This window comes from Pseudomonas fragi, from assembly GCF_002269505.1.
Classification (GTDB): Bacteria; Pseudomonadota; Gammaproteobacteria; order Pseudomonadales; family Pseudomonadaceae; genus Aquipseudomonas; species Aquipseudomonas fragi_D.
Genome location: NZ_NQKQ01000022.1, coordinates 67990 through 85974 on the forward strand (window position 1 = coordinate 67990; position 17985 = coordinate 85974).

Here is a 17985-nt window from a genome sequence, read left to right on the forward strand (position 1 = left end):
GGCGAAGTGTAACGCACTTGGTGGGCCCTCGCGCAGAGCCCCGGAGGCCGAATATGGCACGAAATAAGCAAATAAATCCCCCGGATATCAATCACAGGGATGAGCGAGCGCTATTTCTTGACCCGCAGGTCAACTTTAGCTAGATTTCAGCTTATCCCGCGTTACAACAATAATGATTATGCGAGGCCTTCCGTGATCCAGTTCCTACTCAATCAGACGCTGCGCACCGAGCACACGCTAGACCCCAACTTGACTGTGCTCAACTACTTGCGCGAGCACCTGCACAAACCCGGCACCAAAGAAGGCTGCGCCAGCGGTGACTGCGGCGCCTGCACAGTGGTGGTCGGCGAACTGCACACGGACGACAAGGGCCTTGAGCGGCTGCGCTATCGCAGCCTGAATTCGTGCCTGACCTTTGTGTCGGCACTGCACGGCAAACAATTGATCAGCGTCGAAGACTTGAAGCACCAGGGCCAACTGCACAGCGTGCAACAGGCGATGGTTGACTGCCACGGCTCGCAGTGCGGCTTTTGCACCCCGGGGTTTGTCATGTCGCTGTTTGCCTTGCAAAAAAACAGTAGCGGCCAGGCTGATGGCCATCAAGCCCACGAAGCGCTTGCAGGCAACCTGTGCCGCTGTACCGGTTACCGGCCCATCCTGGCCGCGGCCGCACAAGCCTGTGACGCCGGGCAGCAGGATCAGTTCGATGCCGGGCAAGACGCGACCATCGCCCTGCTCAAGCGCATTGCCCCGACCCAGACAGGTGAACTCAACAGCGGTGACAAGCGTTGCCTGCTGCCCTTGACCGTCAGCGACCTGGCCGAGCTGTACGAGTCCCAGCCCCAGGCCCGACTGCTGGCAGGCGGTACCGACCTGGCACTGGAGGTGACCCAGTTTCATCGCCCGCTGCCGGTCATGATCTACGTCGGCAACGTCGCCGAAATGAAGCGCATCGAGCACTTTGTCGATCGCATTGAAATCGGCGCCGCCGTTTCGCTGACTGATGCCTATGCCACGCTCAATGCCGAGCACCCGGACTTTGGCGAACTGCTGCAGCGTTTTGCCTCACTGCAAATCCGCAATCAGGGCACCTTGGGCGGCAATATCGGCAATGCTTCGCCGATTGGCGACTCACCTCCGCTGCTGATTGCCCTCGGCGCTCAGCTGTTGCTGCGCAAGGGCCAAAGCCAGCGCACGCTGGCGATTGAAGACTACTTCATTGATTACCGGGTTACCGCGCGCCAGGAGGGTGAATTTATCGAAAAGATCATCATCCCCCGCGCCGATCCCAGCCAGACATTTCGCGCCTACAAAATCTCCAAGCGCCTGGACGATGACATCAGCGCCGTCTGCGCAGCCTTCAACCTGCAAATCGACAATGGCGTGGTAACCGGCGCCCGCGTGGCATTCGGCGGCATGGCCGCCATCGCCAAACGTGCCGGAGCCTGCGAAGCCGCCCTGCTCGGTGCCGACTGGAACAGCGCCAGCATCGAACGCGCCTGCAGCGCATTGGCCACCGACTTCACCCCGCTCTCGGACTTTCGCGCCAGCAAGGAATACCGGCTGTTAAGCGCACAAAACCTGCTGCGCAAGTACTTCATCGAACTGCAAACGCCACATCTTGAGACGCGGGTAACAGCTTATGTCTAACCATCACAAGGTTGCCCCGACCCAGGCCGAGCTGGCCGCCCTCTTCCAGCAGGATTTGAAAACCGGCGTAGGTCGCAGCGTCAAGCATGACAGCGCCGAAAAACATGTCAGCGGCGAGGCGCAGTACATCGATGACCGCTTAGAATTCCCCAACCAGTTGCACCTTTTCGCACGCCTGTCCGACCGCGCCCACGCCAGAATCCTGCGTGTCGACACCACGCCCTGTTACGCCTTCGAAGGCGTGCGCCTGGTAATCACCCACGAAGATATCCCCGGCCTGAAGGACATTGGCCCGCTGCTGCCAGGCGATCCGCTGCTGGCCATCGACAAGGTGGAGTTTGTCGGCCAGCCCGTCCTGGCCGTGGCGGCATGCGATCTGGACACGGCGCGCAGGGCGGCAATGGCCGCCATTATCGAATATGAAGACCTGGAGCCGGTGCTGGATGTGGTGCAGGCCCTGCGCCAGAAGCACTTTGTGCTCGATACCCACACCCATCAGCGCGGCGACTCTGCCGGCGCGCTGACCGGGGCCGAACATCGCCTGCAGGGCAATCTGCATATCGGCGGGCAGGAGCACTTTTACCTCGAAACCCAGATTTCATCGGTCATGCCTACCGAAGACGGCGGGATGATCGTTTACTGCTCCACCCAGAACCCCACTGAAGTGCAGAAACTGGTGGCAGAGGTCCTTGATGTATCAATGAACAAGATCGTCGTCGACATGCGCCGCATGGGCGGCGGTTTTGGCGGCAAGGAGACCCAGGCCGCAAGCCCCGCCTGCCTGTGCGCCGTGGTGGCACGCCTCACCGGGCAACCGACCAAGATGCGCCTGCCACGGGTCGAAGACATGCTGATGACCGGCAAGCGCCACCCGTTTTATATCGAATATGACGTTGGTTTCGACGCCAGCGGCCGCTTGCAGGGCATCGTGCTGGACCTGGCGGGCAACTGCGGCTGTTCGCCGGACTTGTCCAACTCCATCGTCGACCGAGCCATGTTCCATGCCGACAACGCCTACTACCTGGGCGATGCGACGATCAATGGCTATCGCTGTAAAACCAACACGGCTTCAAACACCGCCTATCGCGGTTTCGGTGGCCCGCAGGGCATGGTTGCGATCGAAGAAGTCATGGACCGCATCGCCCGCCACTTGGGCCTCGACCCGCTGGCGGTGCGCAAGGCCAACTACTACGGCAAGACCGAACGCAACGTGACCCACTACTACCAGACCGTGGAACACAACCTGCTGGAAGAAATGACCGCCGACCTGGAGGCCAGCAGCCAGTACGCCGAACGCCGCGAAGCGATCAAGGCGTTCAATGCCGCCAGCCCGTTCCTGAAAAAAGGCCTGGCACTGACCCCGGTCAAGTTCGGTATCTCCTTTACCGCCAGCTTCCTCAATCAGGCCGGCGCGCTGATCCACATCTATACCGACGGCAGCATCCATCTCAACCACGGCGGCACAGAGATGGGCCAGGGCTTGAATATCAAAGTTGCGCAAGTGGTGGCCGAGGTGTTCCAGGTGGATATCAGCCGCATCCAGATTACCGCAACCAACACCGACAAAGTCCCCAACACCTCACCTACAGCAGCATCCAGCGGCGCCGACCTCAATGGCAAGGCCGCGCAAAACGCAGCCGAAACCATCAAGCAGCGGCTGATCGAGTTTGCAGCCGGCAAGTATCAGGTAGACGAACAGGCGGTGATCTTTCACAACGGCCAGGTGCGTATTGGCGAGCAGATCCTCAGTTTTGAAGACCTGATCCAGCAGGCCTACTTCGGCCAGGTGTCGCTCTCAAGCACCGGGTACTACAAAACCCCGAAGATTTTTTACGACCGCAGCCAGGCTCGCGGTCGTCCGTTTTACTACTTTGCCTTTGGCGCCGCCTGCGCCGAAGTCATCGTCGACACCCTGACCGGCGAATACAAAATGTTGCGTACCGATATCTTGCATGATGTCGGCGCCTCGCTGAACCCGGCCATCGACATCGGCCAGGTCGAAGGCGGCTATATCCAGGGCGCGGGCTGGCTGACCATGGAGGAGCTGGTATGGAATGCCAAGGGCAAGCTGATGACCAACGGCCCGGCCAGCTACAAGATCCCGGCGGTTGCCGACATGCCGCTGGACCTGCGCGTGACCCTGGTGGAAAACCGCAAGAACCCCGAAGACACCGTGTTCCATTCCAAGGCCGTCGGTGAGCCACCGTTCATGCTCGGCATCGCCGCGTGGTGCGCGATCAAGGACGCAGTGGCAAGCCTGGCCGACTATCGCGTGCAACCTGCGATTGACGCCCCTGCCACCCCGGAACGGGTGCTGTGGGGTTGTGAGCAAATGCGCAAAAGCCTGTCGGGAGATCAGCATGAATAACTGGATCAGCGCCCTGGCCGAGCTGCAGCAGCAAGGCGAACCTTGCGTGCTGGTGACCATCATCGAAGAGCAGGGCTCTACCCCGCGCAATGCCGGTTCGAAGATGGTTATTTGTGCTGATAAAATCTTCGACACCATTGGCGGCGGTCATCTGGAGTACAAGGCCATGGAAATTGCCCGCCAGATGCTCAGCAGCGGCAAGCACGATACCCATCTGCAACGGTTCAGCCTCGGCGCCAGCCTTGGCCAGTGTTGCGGAGGGGTGGCCGTACTGCTGTTCGAGCCCATGGGCAAGGTACAGGCGCACATTGCGGTATTTGGCGCCGGCCATGTGGCCCGGGCCCTGGTGCCCCTGCTCGCCAGCCTGCCGTGCCGGGTACGCTGGATCGACTCACGAGAACAGGAATTCCCGTCAGTCATCCCCCCGGGCGTGGAAAAAATCGTCACCGATGAGCCGGTTGACGAGGTCGATGCACTGCCAACGGGTTGCTACTGCATCGTCATGACGCATAATCACGCCCTGGACCTGGAACTCAGCGCTGCCCTGCTCAAACGCAACGACTTTACCTACTTCGGCTTGATTGGTTCCAAAACCAAACGCGTGAAGTTCGAACATCGCCTGCGTGAGCGCGGTATCGCTGCCTCACCTTTGCAGCGCATGCGCTGCCCGATGGGCTTGAGCGAAGTCAAAGGCAAATTGCCTGTTGAAATCGCGATTTCCATCGCCGGCGAAATCATCGCCACCTACAACACCCATTTCGGCCAGCACACTGCGAGCGCCGACAGCGCGTCAACGGAATCCATTAAACAATTGCTGCCGTCTTCACGACGCAGCCATGCCACAAACCGAGAATTGTCATGACCTGTAAAGCCTACCGCGCCGCCATTTTGCACAGCATCGCCGACCCTGCCGAAGTCGGGATCGAGGCCTCCTATGAGTATTTCGAAGACGGCCTGCTGATCGTCGACAACGGCCGAATCAAGGCCGTCGGCCCGGCCAGCGAACTGCTTGGCACACTGGCCGACGACGTTGCAGTGACCGAATACCAAGACGCACTGATCACCCCCGGTTTTATCGATACCCATATCCATTTCCCGCAAACCGGAATGATTGGCGCCTATGGCGAGCAACTGCTTGATTGGCTCAACACCTATACCTTCCCGTGCGAAAACCAGTTCGCTGACAAGGCCCATGCTGACGAAGTGGCGGATGTTTTCCTCAAGGAACTGCTGCGCAACGGCACCACCACGGCCCTGGTCTTTGGCAGCGTACACCCGCAATCGGTAGACGCTTTGTTCGAGGCTGCACAGCGTCTGGACCTGCGCCTGATCGCTGGCAAGGTGATGATGGACCGCAACGCCCCGGATTATCTGACCGACACCGCCGAAACCGGCTACAGCGAAAGCAAGGCGCTGATCGAACGCTGGCACGGCAAGGGCCGCCTGCACTATGCCGTCACCCCGCGCTTCGCGCCGACCAGTACCCCGGAACAATTGACCCTGGCGGGCAAGTTGCTGGGCGAATACCCGGATGTGTATCTGCACACCCATATCAGCGAGAACCTTCAGGAAATCGAGTGGGTGAAGTCGCTGTTCCCTGAGCGCAAAGGCTATCTGGATGTGTACGACCACTACCAGTTGCTGGGTGAACGCTCGGTGTTTGCCCACGGTGTGCATCTGTGTGACGAGGAATGTGCGCGGCTGGCCGAGACCGGTTCAGCAGTAGCGTTCTGCCCGACTTCCAACCTGTTCCTGGGCAGCGGCCTGTTCAACCTGCCGATGGCCGAGAAACACAAACTCAATGTGGGCCTGGGCACGGATGTCGGCGCGGGGACCAGCTTCTCGCTGCTCAACACCCTGAACGAAGCCTACAAGGTCATGCAACTGCAGGGTGCACGCCTCAATCCGTTCAAATCGTTGTATCTGGCTACGTTGGGCGGGGCGCGGGCACTGCGCCTGGAAGACAAGATCGGCAATCTGCAACCGGGCAGCGACGCTGACTTCCTGGTACTGGACTACAACGCTACACCACTGATGAGCTATCGCCTGAAACAGTCAAAAAACATCGCCGAAACGTTGTTTGTATTGATGACCTTGGGCGACGACCGTACCGTGCAGCAAACCTATGCAGCAGGCCGCCTGGTGCATCAGCGGTGAATCCTTGAAACCTTGAAGATACTCTGTGGCAGGTCAAGCCCACCTCCCAGCGGGAGCGAGGGTGCGACGATTCAGAGCCCCAGCGTAATCAAAAGCCCCTCACCCCAACCCTCTCCCGGAGGGAGAGGGAGCTGATCAGTGGAGATCTTGAGGCAGCGTACGGTCAGTCCCCTCTCCCTCCGGGAGAGGGCTAGGGTGAGGGGCTGTCAGCCATCACTTTTCCCCAGCTTGTAGCCTAGCTTCGCTCTTCAGCGGCTACAACGGATGTACACGGCTACACGCAGTTCAGAGCTTGGCAGCAGGCCGAGGGCTTTTGCCCTTGGTTTGCAGCAAGTGCGAAAACACCGCGTGCAAGTCATCCGAGGCGCTTTCTTCGTCAAGGTTGAGCTTGCTATCAATGTGATCCATATGGTGCATCATCAGGTGCACGGCCTGGTCGGCATCACGGGCTTCAATGGCATCAATCAACTGCATGTGCTCATCGTAAGAACAGTGCGAACGGGTACCGCTTTCGTATTGGGCAATGATCAACGACGTTTGCGACACCAGACTGCGCTGAAAGCTGATCAGCGGCGCATTCTTCGCTGCTTCGGCCAACTTAAGGTGGAACTCGCCCGACAGGCGAATACCGGCACCGCGATCGCCCCGCGAAAAACTGTCGCGCTCGTCCTGCACCATCTTGCGCAACTGCGCCAAATCATCCGCCGTGGCATGCACCACCGCCAGCTCGGTAATGGCCTTTTCAACCAGTCGCCGGGCCAGAAACACCTGACGAGCTTCTTCAACGCTCGGACTCGCCACAACTGCACCGCGATTGGGGCGCAGCAATACAACCCCTTCATGGGCCAGACGCGACAAAGCGCGACGAATAATGGTGCGGCTCACGCCGAAGATTTCGCCCAGAGCCTCTTCACTCAACTTGGTGCCAGGCGCCAGACGCTGTTCAAGGATCGCCTCGAAAATATGCGCGTAGACGATATCGTCCTGGGTTCCACTGCGGCCGGCCTTGCCGGCGCGGGGTTGTTTCTTGAGAGGCTGCAACTGTTCGTTCATGGGCACTCGTGTGGGAAGCGGCGGCGAATAAGGGATTACGTTAGTACGTAAACGGGTGTCACCGACCAGAAATTAATGCAAAAAACAGGGCGCATTGTACACAAAGCAGAGTGCCAGTACGACTGTACGGTCGTTTACGAACCCTGCTGTATCGCAACCGAATGCAACCTTTACGTTTAGGCTTGTCGCCTGCCCGAACTCCTATAGCACACAAGGAAGACCGTTCCATGACCGACACCCCGCAGCCGCGCTTACACCCACTGGCAGATACCTCGCCCTCGGCGGTGGTCGCAGGCTTTATCGCCATGATGACCGGCTACACCAGCTCCCTGGTCCTGATGTTCCAGGCGGGTCAGGCAGCGGGACTTACCAGCGGGCAGATTTCATCATGGATCTGGGCACTGTCGATCGGCATGGCTGTTTGCAGCATAGGCTTGTCTTTGCGTTATCGCACACCGATCACCATCGCCTGGTCCACTCCGGGCGCGGCCCTGCTGATCACCAGCCTGGGCGGCGTCAGTTACGGTGAAGCCATCGGAGCCTATATCACCTGCGCGGTACTGGTGATTATCTGTGGCATCACCGGCAGTTTTGAGCGCCTGGTCAAGCGCATCCCCTCATCCCTGGCCGCCGCATTGCTGGCGGGCATCCTGTTCAAGATCGGCAGCGAAATTTTCGTCGCCGCGCAACATCGCACCGGCCTGGTGATCGGCATGTTTTTCACCTACCTGATCGTCAAGCGTCTGTCGCCGCGCTACGCCGTGCTGGCAGCGCTGCTGATCGGCACCCTGCTCTCGGGCATGCTCGGGCTGCTGGACTTCAGCGGTTTTGCCCTTGAAGTGGCCGTCCCGGTGTGGACCACACCGTCATTCTCGCTGGCGGCAACCATCAGCATCGGCATTCCCCTGTTTGTAGTGGCCATGACCTCGCAAAACATGCCGGGCATTGCCGTACTGCGGGCCGATGGCTATGACGTGCCCGCCTCGCCGCTGATCACCACCACCGGGGTAGCTTCCTTGCTGCTCGCCCCATTCGGCTCCCACGGCATCAACCTGGCGGCAATAAGTGCGGCCATCTGCACCGGCCCCCATGCCCACGAAGACCCGAAAAAACGCTATACCGCAGCCGTATGGTGCGGAATTTTCTATGGCATCGCCGGCATATTCGGTGCCACCCTGGCCGCCCTGTTCGCCTCATTGCCCAAGGAACTGGTGCTGTCAATTGCCGCACTGGCACTGTTCGGCTCGATCATGAACGGCCTGAGCATTGCCATGGGCGAAGCCAGGGAGCGTGAGGCTGCCCTGGTCACCTTTATGGTGACCGCATCGGGTATGACCCTGTTTTCAATCGGCTCGGCTTTCTGGGGTATTGTCGCGGGTGTGCTGACCCTCATGATCCTGAATGTAAAATCACGCTGAGCGATCAGATTGCCAGTGCCCCGCCATCGACCGCCAGCGCATGGCCGGTAGTAAACGCTGCGCCGTCCGAGCACAGGTACAAGACGGCGCTGGCCACTTCTTCGACCTTGCCGATACGCCCCACCGGGTGCATCGCTGCGGCAAATTCAGCCTTGCGGGGGTCGGCCTCATAAGCGCGGCGAAACATATCGGTATCGATCACCGCAGGGCACACGGCGTTGACCCGAATATGCTTTTTCGCATACTCAATGGCTGCAGATTTGGTTAATCCGATCACCGCATGCTTGGACGCCGAGTAGATGCTCATTTTCGGCGCAGCGCCCAGCCCGGCCACCGAGGCGGTATTGACGATCGCCCCACCGCCCTGGGCCAGCATCAATGGCAACTGATATTTCATGCACAACCACACGCCCTTGACGTTCACCCCCATGATCGCGTCGAACTCGTCCAGGGTGCCGTCAGCCAGACGCCCTTGCTCGATCTCGATCCCCGCATTGTTGAAGGCATAGTCCAGACGACCGTAGGTGCTGATTGCCTGCTCCATCAGTTGCTTGACCTGCGCTTCCACAGTCACATCGCAGCCTGCGAATATTGCATTGCCACCTGCAGCCTTTATCTGCGCCACAGTCTCTTCGCCGCCAGCCACATCGCGATCAGCCACCACCACCTTCAGGCCTTCACCAGCAAACGCAAGGGCGGTAGCCCGGCCAATTCCTGCACCGGCGCCCGTCACCAACGCCACTTGCCCCGTAAACGTCATGCCCATTGTTGTAACCCTCAGCAGAATGCATCTGTGTCCCGAAACGCTCAGGCACAGTCATCTACTTATTTATCCGAGTGATAAAACCCTGCCTACAACCATCACCACCACTGATAAAAGCCTATTCGCTAGCACGCATTCACTTGCCGTGTAGCTTGAGAAGGTCTATCTACAGTGATCAATCTCCAATGAGTTATAGCAATGACTGACCAGACAAACCGCCAATTCCTGCTCGCCAAACGTCCAGTCGGTGCAGCAACCCGTGACACCTTCACCTTCCAGCAAGTGCCCGTGGTACAGCCCAAGGATGGCCAGATACTGGTCAAAAACGAATACCTGTCCCTCGACCCGGCCATGCGCGGCTGGATGAATGAAGGCAAGTCCTATATCCCGCCGGTCGCACTTGGCGACGTGATGCGCGCCCTGGGTGTGGGCAAGGTCATAGCCTCGGCGCACCCGGGCTTTGCTGTAGGGGATTACGTCAACGGTGCCCTGGGCGTACAGGATTACTTCGTCGGTGAGCCCCGCGGTTTCTACAAGGTCGCCCCGAAATTGGTACCGCTGCCGGTGTATCTGTCCGCACTGGGCATGACCGGCATGACCGCCTACTTCGCATTGCTGGACGTCGGCGCACCCAAAGCAGGAGACACCGTGGTGATCTCCGGCGCAGCGGGTGCTGTTGGCAGCATTGCCGGGCAAATCGCCAAGTTGAAGGGCTGCCGCGTAGTGGGCATCGCCGGTGGACAGGAAAAATGCGCGCGGCTGGTCGATGAGTTCGGCTTCGACGGCACCATCGACTACAAGAGCGAAGATGTACTCGCAGGCCTCAAGCGTGAATGCCCCAAAGGCGTGGACGTATTTTTCGACAATGTGGGCGGCGAAATACTCGACGCGGTACTGAGCCGTTTAAATTTCAAGGCACGAGTCATCATCTGCGGTGCAATAAGCCAGTACAACAACAAGGAAGCCGTAAAAGGTCCGGCCAACTACTTGTCACTGCTGGTCAATCGCGCGCGTATGGAAGGCTTTGTGGTGATGGACTACGCCGATCGCTATGCAGTGGCCGGGCAGGAAATGGCGGGATGGCTGCTCAAAGGCCAGTTGAAAAGCAAAGAGCATATTGTTGAAGGCCTGGAAAGCTTCCCGGAGAGCCTGGCGAAGCTATTCAGCGGGGAAAATCACGGCAAGCTTGTACTAAAGGTCTGAAACAAAGCATAACTGCGGGAGCTGGCTGGCCAGCTCCCGCACACAGCCTCATCAGGCCAGCTCAGCTACCACAGCGGCGAGAGCCATGGCCGGATCAGCAGCCTGGCTGATAGGACGCCCGATCACCAGATAATCAGAACCTGCATCCAGTGCCTGGCGAGGAGTCAGGATACGACGCTGATCGTCCTGCGCACTGCCCGCAGGGCGAATCCCCGGGGTTACCAGTTGCAGGCCCGGGTGCGCGGCCTTCAGCGCTTGCGCCTCCAGGGCAGAACATACCAGACCGTCCATACCGGCCTTCTCGGCCAGGGCGGCCAGACGCAACACTTGCTCCTGCGGCTCAATATCCAGGCCAATACCGGCCAGGTCTTCACGCTCCATGCTGGTCAATACTGTCACGCCGATCAGCAAAGGTTGCGGGCCGGTGCGTTTGTCGAGTATCTCGCGGCAAGCGGCCATCATCCGCAAACCGCCCGAACAATGAACGTTAACCATCCATACGCCCATTTCAGCTGCGGCCTTGACCGCCATTGCCGTGGTATTGGGGATATCGTGGAACTTCAGGTCCAGGAACACTTCAAAACCCTTGTCACGCAAAGTGCCGACAATTTCCGAAGCGCAACTGGTGAACAGCTCTTTGCCCACCTTGACGCGGCACAGCTTGGGGTCCAACTGATCAGCCAGTTTCAGTGCGGCGTCACGCGTTGGGAAATCCAGGGCGACGATAATAGGAGTCTGGCAGTCGGACATTAGCGGGTTCTCAGGCTGGTCGAAATCGGCGCGCATTGTAGCGGAACCAGCCGCTCACAGGCACCCGATGATCGTAAATTCACGTTTTTAGTCTTTACCAAGGTTATACCGCACATGACGGAATAACCGGCCTACACTGAAAGCTATAAACACCCACTCACTAAACAGAATAAACAGCAGCTGACAGCGCAAACCATTCCCTGCGCTGCATTCAACACGGAGAACACTCTATGCCTTGGTATGCCTGGTTAATTCTCGTCGTCGCCATCGGTGTTATCGTAGGCGCCCTGATGACGCTGCGTGAAACCGCCAATAAAGTGGAACTGACCGATGAGCAACGTAAACGTGTTGCCGAACGCAATGCTGAAATGGACGCCAAGGAATCAAAAGACAGATAGTCAGGCAAGCGCTCAGGGCCTGAATGCCAAGGAATGAGCATCGGGTAGGGAAAACCCTACAAATAGTTGCATGATTGCCCACTGCATCTGTTTGAAAGTCGACGCTATGATGATCCATTGCATAAAGAGACACCTGCCATGCGCTACTCACAAGATCATAAAGCCCAAACTCATCTGCGCATCGTTAAAGAAGCATCCGGGCTTTTTCGACGACACGGTATTGGTGCAACTGGCCTGCAACCCCTCATGAAATCACTGGGTCTCACTCACGGTGGTTTCTATGCCCATTTTTCATCCAAAAACGATTTGGTAGAAAAAGCCTTGCAGCATGCAGCCACCCAGGTTGACGGCATTTGCGCCGAACTGTTCAGCCAGCCCCACCCCCTGCACGCGTTTATTGATGCTTACTTGTCTGAATGGCATCTGACCTCACCTCATGAGGGCTGCCCGTTACCGACCATGTCCGCAGAAATGGCACAACAGGGCCAGGCAAGTGCAACCACCGACCATGTCATCAGTGCCAGGCTCGAACAGATACAAGCAACCCTGCAAGGGTCAGACACCGAAGACAAAAGCATTGTGATTTTCGCCACACTGGTAGGTGCACTGGTTCTCGCTCGCGGCGCAGAGAGCGACACACTGAAACAGAAGATTCTCGAAGTCACGCGCAGTGCATTGAAACAATCAGCGCCACATGCCTGAATGCTTGCAGTCAGGCACAAAAAAGCCAGTCAATGACTGGCTTTTTTCGTTCAGTTACCTGGCTTAGCTGATTACGATCTTGTCGCGGTTTCTCTCTAAAATAACCTTGCCTATCCCTTTGACCTCAAGCAACTCATCAACCGAAGTAAAGTCACCATTGGCCTCGCGATAAGCCACAATCGCCTTGGCTTTAACAGCACCTACACCAGAAAGCTCACGCTGCAGGGTCGCCTCATCTGCGGTATTGATGTTGATCGTCACCACTTTGGCATCCAGCACTACTGGCGCAGCAACAACCGGTTCAACTGCACCGGCCGCAGGTGCAGCATGGGCCACACTGGAAACACCGACCATCAAGGCAAAGAAAATCGACGAGAGAAAAGCAGTACGCATAATTGACACTCCATAACATCGTTAAGTTGAAAACAGCTTTCCTGAGCTGTATTTCAAACTTAGCCGCTGGTTATAGAGTGTCAAAAATCAGAGCGTTGCAGGGTATGTACTCAGGACGGCTCAGCACGGCGTTGCTGATGAATCCAGTCAACGATTTCACCTTCAGGCGCATAACCACTGACCGTCTCGCGCAACAGCTGGCGCACGCGCACATAGTCATCCTGATCAACAGCATCAAGTAGCTGCGACAGTCGCTGCTTGAGCTCATCCCAGGGCAACATGTCCTCGTTGGCACACATGATCATGGGGTGCCGGGTCGCGACTACGTTATCGCCAATCAGTAATTCTTCGTAAAGCTTTTCACCAGGGCGCAAGCCGGTGAACTCGATCTCAATGTCGCCATGCAGGTTTTTATCCGAGCGAACGCTGAAACCGGAGAGATGGATCATTTTCTCGGCCAGTTCCACAATGCGCACCGGCTCACCCATATCAAGCACAAATACATCGCCCCCCTGCCCCATTGAGCCGGCCTGTATCACCAATTGAGCCGCCTCGGGTATGGTCATGAAGTAGCGGGTGATCTTGGGGTGAGTCACTGTCAGCGGGCCACCTGCCTTGATCTGCTTGTGAAACAGCGGAATCACCGAGCCGGAAGATCCCAGCACATTGCCAAAACGCACCATGGTGAAACGGGTTTTATTCACCCTTGACACATTGGCCGAGTCGCCAAACAACACAGGCGCAACTTCACGACTGAGCGCTTGTAGCGTCATCTCGGCCAGACGCTTGGTGCTGCCCATCACATTGGTCGGCCGCACAGCCTTGTCGGTGGAAATCAGAACGAAGTTCGACACACCCGACTGCAAGGCCGCCTGAGCGGTGTTGAGCGTACCGATGACGTTATTCAGCACACCTTCGGCAATATTGTGCTCAACCATTGGCACATGTTTATAGGCCGCAGCGTGATACACCGTATCGACATGCCAGGTCTTCATTACATCCAGCAATTTGTGCGAATTACGCACAGAACCCAGGATCGGCAGCACCTTCACCGAAAGCGACTTCAGACCGACCCGCCGCTCCAGCTCGCCAAATATGTTGTACAGGTTGAATTCGCTGTGTTCGTACAGCAGCAACGTGGTCGGCTTCAAGGCCAGGATCTGCCGGCACAGCTCCGAGCCAATCGAGCCACCGGCACCTGTAACCATGACACACAGGCCCTTGATACAACGCTCCTGCAACTCACCTTGCGCGGGCACCGGGTCGCGCCCGAGCAAATCGGCGATATCCACCTCCTGGATATCGTCCACCTTGACCCGACCACTGGCCAGGTCCATAAAACCGGGGACACTACGAACGTGCAGAGGGAAACCTTCCAGCAAACCCAAAATCTCGCGGCGACGTGCACGGGACGAAGAAGGGACTGCCAACAGCAGTTCCTGGGCGCCGGTACGTTCGATCATCTGCTGAATATGTTCGGGTTTGTAAACCTGCAAGCCGGAAATGATGCGATCTGCAATACTTTCATCATCGTCAATAAACGCAACAGGGCGCATGACTCGGCCCATACGCAAGGCAGCAACCAGCTGGTTACCCGCGGCACCGGCGCCGTAAATGGCGACGCGAGGCAGGCCGTCATCGCGACTGGTGAATGGCACATGCTGAGCTGCCGCAAACCAGTCACCCAGGAAGTATTGACGCATGGCCAGGCGCAAACCACCGAGCATGATCAGGCTCAGCCACCAGTAGTTGAAGATGATCGAACGGGGGACAACGTTGTCATGGTTGCTGTACCAATAAACGACAACCGCCAAGATCAGCGATGAGAGACTGACTGCCTTGATAATCGCGATAAGGGCATCGTTGCCGAAGTAGCGCATTACGGCGCGATACATGCCAAAGCGGATAAACAGGGGGATGGCGATTAAAGGGGCAGCAATAAACAGCCAAAAATGCATTTTTACTGGGTTGATCATGTCGTCGATGCCGAGACGAACGACAAAGGCAAACCATAAAGCCGACCACACCAACAAGATATCTGTAGCAACTTGTATGAAGCGTTTTTGCCGTCGAGACAAGCGTAGCAAAAATGTTCGAATATTATTCATACTGACCTCGCCCAAATAGTAAATCCCACACACCACCTTGCAGACATTTTTAATGCTAACCCTTGAGCTCAGCTTGCCCCGCACCAAACTTGAAAGCAAGAACACATATTGGCGCATATGCAATAAGCATCCCTGTCAACCCGTCCAGGTCAAGTAAAGCAACAGACAGGGCTATTGGAAAAAGCCAAAAAACATTTATACCAATTACAGCCAATGTCACAACCCGATGAGAGTTGAAATGACGAGCCGCAAACTGGTAAGCATGACTTCGATGAGCCTCATAGACTTTTTCCCCTCTCAAGAATCGTCTGAAGAGTGTGAGCGTAGCATCGACTATAAAAACGCCTAAAAGGATTAGCCACACCCATAGAAATTTCGAATCCGACCAGGCTGAGATTAAACTTAAAAACCCAAGTACCACCCCAAGGAAACCACTGCCTGCGTCACCCATGAATATTCGAGCCGGAGGAAAGTTCCAGTATAAAAAACCCATCACTGTTGCAGACAACAGCAATGGAGGCCAGACCAAATCATGGTAGCCCAGCAGCCAGAATATGATGGCTGCACCGCAACTTGCACACACGGCCTCAACACTGGCCAAACCATCTATGCCATCCATAAAGTTGTATAAATTCAGCATCCAGACCAGATATAACACTGCAGCCAGTGCACCAGCCCAGCCTAAATCAATCTTAAAACCAAAGAAAAACATCGGGGGCAGTCCACCCAATGAATAGACACAGAGTATGGCTGCAGAAAAATGCCCGAGAAGTCGCCATCTCGCGGCAACATGCCCATGATCGTCTAGAAAACCGAGCAACGCCACGCCACCAGCCGCAATAATAAGCGTGAATGCAACTGACATGGAAATAGTGTCATAGAACGCCAAAACAGGGCATCCCAATAAAAAGGTCAAAACAATTGCCACCCCTCCACCACGGGGTGTAGGGGTTGAATGAGAACTTCTTGAGTTAGGGATATCGATAATATTTTTTGCCAGTGCATAACGCCTGATCACAGCAGTCATATACAAACTAAAAACAAAAGCCAAGGGCAGCAACAGCCACAGTTCCATGATAAAACACTCGCATTTATGGTTAACAAATTTTGCTGCTCAACATTGCAACTTGATTTGATTAACCGATTCCATTCTTGAATTGATACCCTGCTTTTTCTAGAGCGCACTCAATGTCCACAGGAGGCGTCCAGCACAACATTGAATAGGCCTTGGTAGCGTCGACCTCCAAAGATTCACACAGTTGCAGGTAAGCCGACTTTTGCCCAACCGCGGCTGCCCCGAGTTTCAAAATGAATGGAGGGACCGGAAACAAGCGCGTCCTGCTCCCCATACCCGAAGCCAGGCGTTGAACTATTTGTGCAGTGGATACAGCCTGTTTATCCGCAACCAAGAATGTCTGGTTTGCAGCAAGCGGATGCTTAAGACATGTAACAATAAAGTCAACCAGATTTTCGAGAGCGATTAAGCTACGCCGATTATTTACCATTGACAAAGGGCAAGGCAAACCAGACGACACTATTTTCAGCAGACGACGAAAGTTGCCTGGGGCATTGGCAGCATAGACCAAGGGTGGCCGAATAATTACCAGCTCCATTGAAGTGCCCTCTAACAATGCCGTGAGTCCTTGTTCAGCTTCCCATTTTGACGCCGCGTATAACGCATGCGGATCAGGAACACTGAGTTCAGTGAACGCACGCTCATGAGTGCATGCACCATTGACCCCGATGGAACTTATAAAAATAAATCTTTGAACACCCGCAGCCAAGGCTTGTTCTGCCAGAGCCAATGTATTGATCACATTAGCCTTTCGAAACTGTGCGGCAGGATCATGACCGGTTTCAGATAACACATGGGCACGAGCGGCGAGATGTACAACAACATCTACCCCACGCAGTGCATCTTCCCAGTTCGAGGGTTCAGAGGAATCATCAAATTTGAAGAATGTAAAATTGTCGACTGACAATATGCATTCACTTCGACTGGAGCCGACAACAAAAACATCCGATAGAGAGCATAATTCTTTGCAGAGCGCTGCACCTACAAAACCACTGGACCCTGTGACTAAAACTCTCATAGCGCATCATCTAAGACAGAGTGATAAACATTCAGCGTTTTTCTGAGCATCAGATCGAAAGTAAATTCGCTTTCAAATTTCGAACGAGCTTCAGCTCCCATCTGTACTCTTGTTTCCGGGGACGCCATAAGTCTGGCAATCGCCTTGGTCAAGCCGGCGTCATCACCGCGTTCAACCAATAAGCCCGTTACATTATTTATAACCGCTTCTGACACCCCTCCCACATTAGAGGCCACGACAGGCAGGCCCGCCCGCATTGCTTCAAGAATAGTCAATGGAAGTCCTTCCCAGTCGGATGCAAGGATGAATACATCAGCGTTAGCCAGTCTGTGTGCAATCTGTGTACAGGCACCAGGAAAAAAAACGCGATCCTGAATATTTAATTGCTCAGCCAGTTTTTTATTTTCTTGTAATTCAGGACCATCACCTACAAGTTCCAAGCTCCAACTCTCAGGCTTTAATGCCGCCACCGCGCGCAATACAGACGCCTGATTTTTTGGCTTTTCAAAACGAGCAACCATTATCAGCTTCAGAAGAGGTGGATGTAACTCTAAAACAGCATGTTCATGTGATTCTGGCATGCCATTATGAACAGTAATCATCCGTTCAGGATCAGAAACTTTATTATCAATGGCCAGCTTACGATCATAATCCGAAACCGTGATAATCATACTGGCAAACCTGGACATGATCCTCTCGATCCACCTGTATAAAAAGCGTCGCTTGGAAGAGACACCTTCTGTAAATGCCCAGCCATGAACTGTAAAAACCACCGGTAACGAAAGGCTTCTGGCAGCAAGTCTTCCAATAATCCCGGCTTTTGAAGAATGCACGTGGACAATGTCTGGGGAGGGCGGTCTCAAGGAACAAGTGCAACACCTGATGTAAGGTGTTGCCATGTCTACCCAATACAAACACTTGAGTACCGA

Annotated in this window: 16 protein-coding genes; 8 read left to right on the forward strand and 8 right to left on the reverse strand. The window is 55.8% G+C overall.

Going from position 1 to position 17985, the window contains the following annotated elements:
- Positions 1 to 192: 192 nt before the first annotated feature.
- Genes xdhA through guaD form a run of 4 tightly spaced genes read left to right on the forward strand, consistent with a single transcriptional unit; the run spans position 193 to position 6175 of the window.
- On the forward strand, positions 193 to 1650 hold the full coding sequence (gene xdhA, locus CJU81_RS17845; protein ID WP_095037683.1) for a xanthine dehydrogenase small subunit: 1458 nt from the start codon (positions 193 to 195) through the stop codon (positions 1648 to 1650).
- Complete coding sequence (gene xdhB / locus CJU81_RS17850; protein ID WP_095037684.1) at positions 1643 to 4018, forward strand: xanthine dehydrogenase molybdopterin binding subunit; 2376 nt, start codon at positions 1643 to 1645, stop codon at positions 4016 to 4018. Before xdhA ends, xdhB begins: the two co-directional genes overlap by 8 nt.
- Entirely contained in the window at positions 4011 to 4880 is an 870-nt protein-coding gene (gene xdhC / locus CJU81_RS17855; RefSeq protein WP_095037685.1) for a xanthine dehydrogenase accessory protein XdhC, read from the forward strand. Before xdhB ends, xdhC begins: the two co-directional genes overlap by 8 nt.
- Positions 4877 to 6175: a guanine deaminase gene (gene guaD, locus CJU81_RS17860; RefSeq protein WP_176464868.1), complete on the forward strand. Its 1299-nt coding sequence runs from the start codon at positions 4877 to 4879 to the stop codon at positions 6173 to 6175. The genes xdhC and guaD overlap by 4 nt, the downstream gene beginning before the upstream one ends.
- A 285-nt stretch (positions 6176 to 6460) precedes the next feature.
- On the opposite strand, the gene CJU81_RS17865 is transcribed toward guaD, so the two are convergent.
- Positions 6461 to 7228: a GntR family transcriptional regulator gene (locus tag CJU81_RS17865; RefSeq protein ID WP_095037687.1), complete on the reverse strand. Its 768-nt coding sequence runs from the start codon at positions 7226 to 7228 to the stop codon at positions 6461 to 6463.
- Positions 7229 to 7455: 227 nt separating this feature from the next.
- On the opposite strand from CJU81_RS17865, the gene CJU81_RS17870 reads away from it, so the two are divergent.
- The gene (locus tag CJU81_RS17870) at positions 7456 to 8646 is read left to right on the forward strand and encodes a benzoate/H(+) symporter BenE family transporter (RefSeq protein WP_095028146.1); all 1191 of its coding nucleotides are present in this window, start codon (positions 7456 to 7458) and stop codon (positions 8644 to 8646) included.
- A 4-nt stretch (positions 8647 to 8650) separates the two neighbouring features.
- Here the strand turns inward: CJU81_RS17870 and CJU81_RS17875 are convergent, their stop codons facing one another.
- Entirely contained in the window at positions 8651 to 9412 is a 762-nt protein-coding gene (locus CJU81_RS17875) for an SDR family oxidoreductase (protein ID WP_095037688.1), read from the reverse strand.
- Positions 9413 to 9607: 195 nt separating this feature from the next.
- Here CJU81_RS17875 and CJU81_RS17880 point away from each other — a divergent pair, with 195 nt between their 5' ends.
- Positions 9608 to 10612 (forward strand): NADP-dependent oxidoreductase, encoded by a 1005-nt coding sequence (locus CJU81_RS17880; RefSeq protein ID WP_095037689.1) that lies wholly within the window; start codon positions 9608 to 9610, stop codon positions 10610 to 10612.
- 51 nt (positions 10613 to 10663) lie between these two features.
- On the opposite strand, the gene pyrF is transcribed toward CJU81_RS17880, so the two are convergent.
- Positions 10664 to 11362, reverse strand: a complete 699-nt coding sequence (gene pyrF / locus CJU81_RS17885; RefSeq protein ID WP_176464870.1) for an orotidine-5'-phosphate decarboxylase — start codon at positions 11360 to 11362, stop codon at positions 10664 to 10666.
- A 230-nt stretch (positions 11363 to 11592) separates the two neighbouring features.
- Here pyrF and CJU81_RS17890 point away from each other — a divergent pair, with 230 nt between their 5' ends.
- Together CJU81_RS17890 and CJU81_RS17895 are read left to right on the forward strand one after the other, a co-directional pair.
- Positions 11593 to 11760, forward strand: coding sequence for a DUF2897 family protein (locus tag CJU81_RS17890; RefSeq protein WP_095037691.1), 168 nt, complete (start codon positions 11593 to 11595; stop codon positions 11758 to 11760).
- A 138-nt stretch (positions 11761 to 11898) separates the two neighbouring features.
- Complete coding sequence (locus CJU81_RS17895; protein ID WP_095037692.1) at positions 11899 to 12462, forward strand: TetR/AcrR family transcriptional regulator; 564 nt, start codon at positions 11899 to 11901, stop codon at positions 12460 to 12462.
- A 63-nt stretch (positions 12463 to 12525) separates the two neighbouring features.
- On the opposite strand, the gene CJU81_RS17900 is transcribed toward CJU81_RS17895, so the two are convergent.
- The 5 genes from CJU81_RS17900 to CJU81_RS17920 all read right to left on the reverse strand — a co-directional run bounded on the left by CJU81_RS17900 (position 12526) and on the right by CJU81_RS17920 (position 17955).
- Positions 12526 to 12855, reverse strand: coding sequence for a ComEA family DNA-binding protein (locus CJU81_RS17900; protein WP_095002782.1), 330 nt, complete (start codon positions 12853 to 12855; stop codon positions 12526 to 12528).
- A 110-nt stretch (positions 12856 to 12965) separates the two neighbouring features.
- Positions 12966 to 14963: a polysaccharide biosynthesis protein gene (locus CJU81_RS17905; RefSeq protein ID WP_095037693.1), complete on the reverse strand. Its 1998-nt coding sequence runs from the start codon at positions 14961 to 14963 to the stop codon at positions 12966 to 12968.
- A gap of 55 nt (positions 14964 to 15018) precedes the next feature.
- Positions 15019 to 16038 (reverse strand): MraY family glycosyltransferase, encoded by a 1020-nt coding sequence (locus tag CJU81_RS17910; protein ID WP_095037694.1) that lies wholly within the window; start codon positions 16036 to 16038, stop codon positions 15019 to 15021.
- Positions 16039 to 16099: 61 nt separating this feature from the next.
- The gene (locus tag CJU81_RS17915) at positions 16100 to 17056 is read right to left on the reverse strand and encodes an NAD-dependent epimerase/dehydratase family protein (protein ID WP_095037695.1); all 957 of its coding nucleotides are present in this window, start codon (positions 17054 to 17056) and stop codon (positions 16100 to 16102) included.
- Positions 17053 to 17955, reverse strand: coding sequence for a glycosyltransferase family 4 protein (locus tag CJU81_RS17920; RefSeq protein ID WP_095037696.1), 903 nt, complete (start codon positions 17953 to 17955; stop codon positions 17053 to 17055). The genes CJU81_RS17915 and CJU81_RS17920 overlap by 4 nt, the downstream gene beginning before the upstream one ends.
- Between the last annotated feature and the right edge of the window lie 30 nt (positions 17956 to 17985).

Excerpts from the sequence above, each read along its gene's own strand:
- xdhB (WP_095037684.1), top strand. The coding sequence starts at position 1,643 with ATGTCTAACCATCACAAGGTTGCCCCGACCCAGGCCGAGCTGGCCGCC.
- xdhC (WP_095037685.1), top strand. The coding sequence starts at position 4,011 with ATGAATAACTGGATCAGCGCCCTGGCCGAGCTGCAGCAGCAAGGCGAA.
- guaD (WP_176464868.1), top strand. The coding sequence starts at position 4,877 with ATGACCTGTAAAGCCTACCGCGCCGCCATTTTGCACAGCATCGCCGAC.
- CJU81_RS17865 (WP_095037687.1), bottom strand. The coding sequence starts at position 7,228 with ATGAACGAACAGTTGCAGCCTCTCAAGAAACAACCCCGCGCCGGCAAG.
- CJU81_RS17870 (WP_095028146.1), top strand. The coding sequence starts at position 7,456 with ATGACCGACACCCCGCAGCCGCGCTTACACCCACTGGCAGATACCTCG.
- CJU81_RS17875 (WP_095037688.1), bottom strand. The coding sequence starts at position 9,412 with ATGGGCATGACGTTTACGGGGCAAGTGGCGTTGGTGACGGGCGCCGGT.
- CJU81_RS17880 (WP_095037689.1), top strand. The coding sequence starts at position 9,608 with ATGACTGACCAGACAAACCGCCAATTCCTGCTCGCCAAACGTCCAGTC.
- pyrF (WP_176464870.1), bottom strand. The coding sequence starts at position 11,362 with ATGTCCGACTGCCAGACTCCTATTATCGTCGCCCTGGATTTCCCAACG.
- CJU81_RS17890 (WP_095037691.1), top strand. The coding sequence starts at position 11,593 with ATGCCTTGGTATGCCTGGTTAATTCTCGTCGTCGCCATCGGTGTTATC.
- CJU81_RS17895 (WP_095037692.1), top strand. The coding sequence starts at position 11,899 with ATGCGCTACTCACAAGATCATAAAGCCCAAACTCATCTGCGCATCGTT.
- CJU81_RS17900 (WP_095002782.1), bottom strand. The coding sequence starts at position 12,855 with ATGCGTACTGCTTTTCTCTCGTCGATTTTCTTTGCCTTGATGGTCGGT.
- CJU81_RS17905 (WP_095037693.1), bottom strand. The coding sequence starts at position 14,963 with ATGAATAATATTCGAACATTTTTGCTACGCTTGTCTCGACGGCAAAAA.
- CJU81_RS17910 (WP_095037694.1), bottom strand. The coding sequence starts at position 16,038 with ATGGAACTGTGGCTGTTGCTGCCCTTGGCTTTTGTTTTTAGTTTGTAT.
- CJU81_RS17915 (WP_095037695.1), bottom strand. The coding sequence starts at position 17,056 with ATGAGAGTTTTAGTCACAGGGTCCAGTGGTTTTGTAGGTGCAGCGCTC.
- CJU81_RS17920 (WP_095037696.1), bottom strand. The coding sequence starts at position 17,955 with ATGGCAACACCTTACATCAGGTGTTGCACTTGTTCCTTGAGACCGCCC.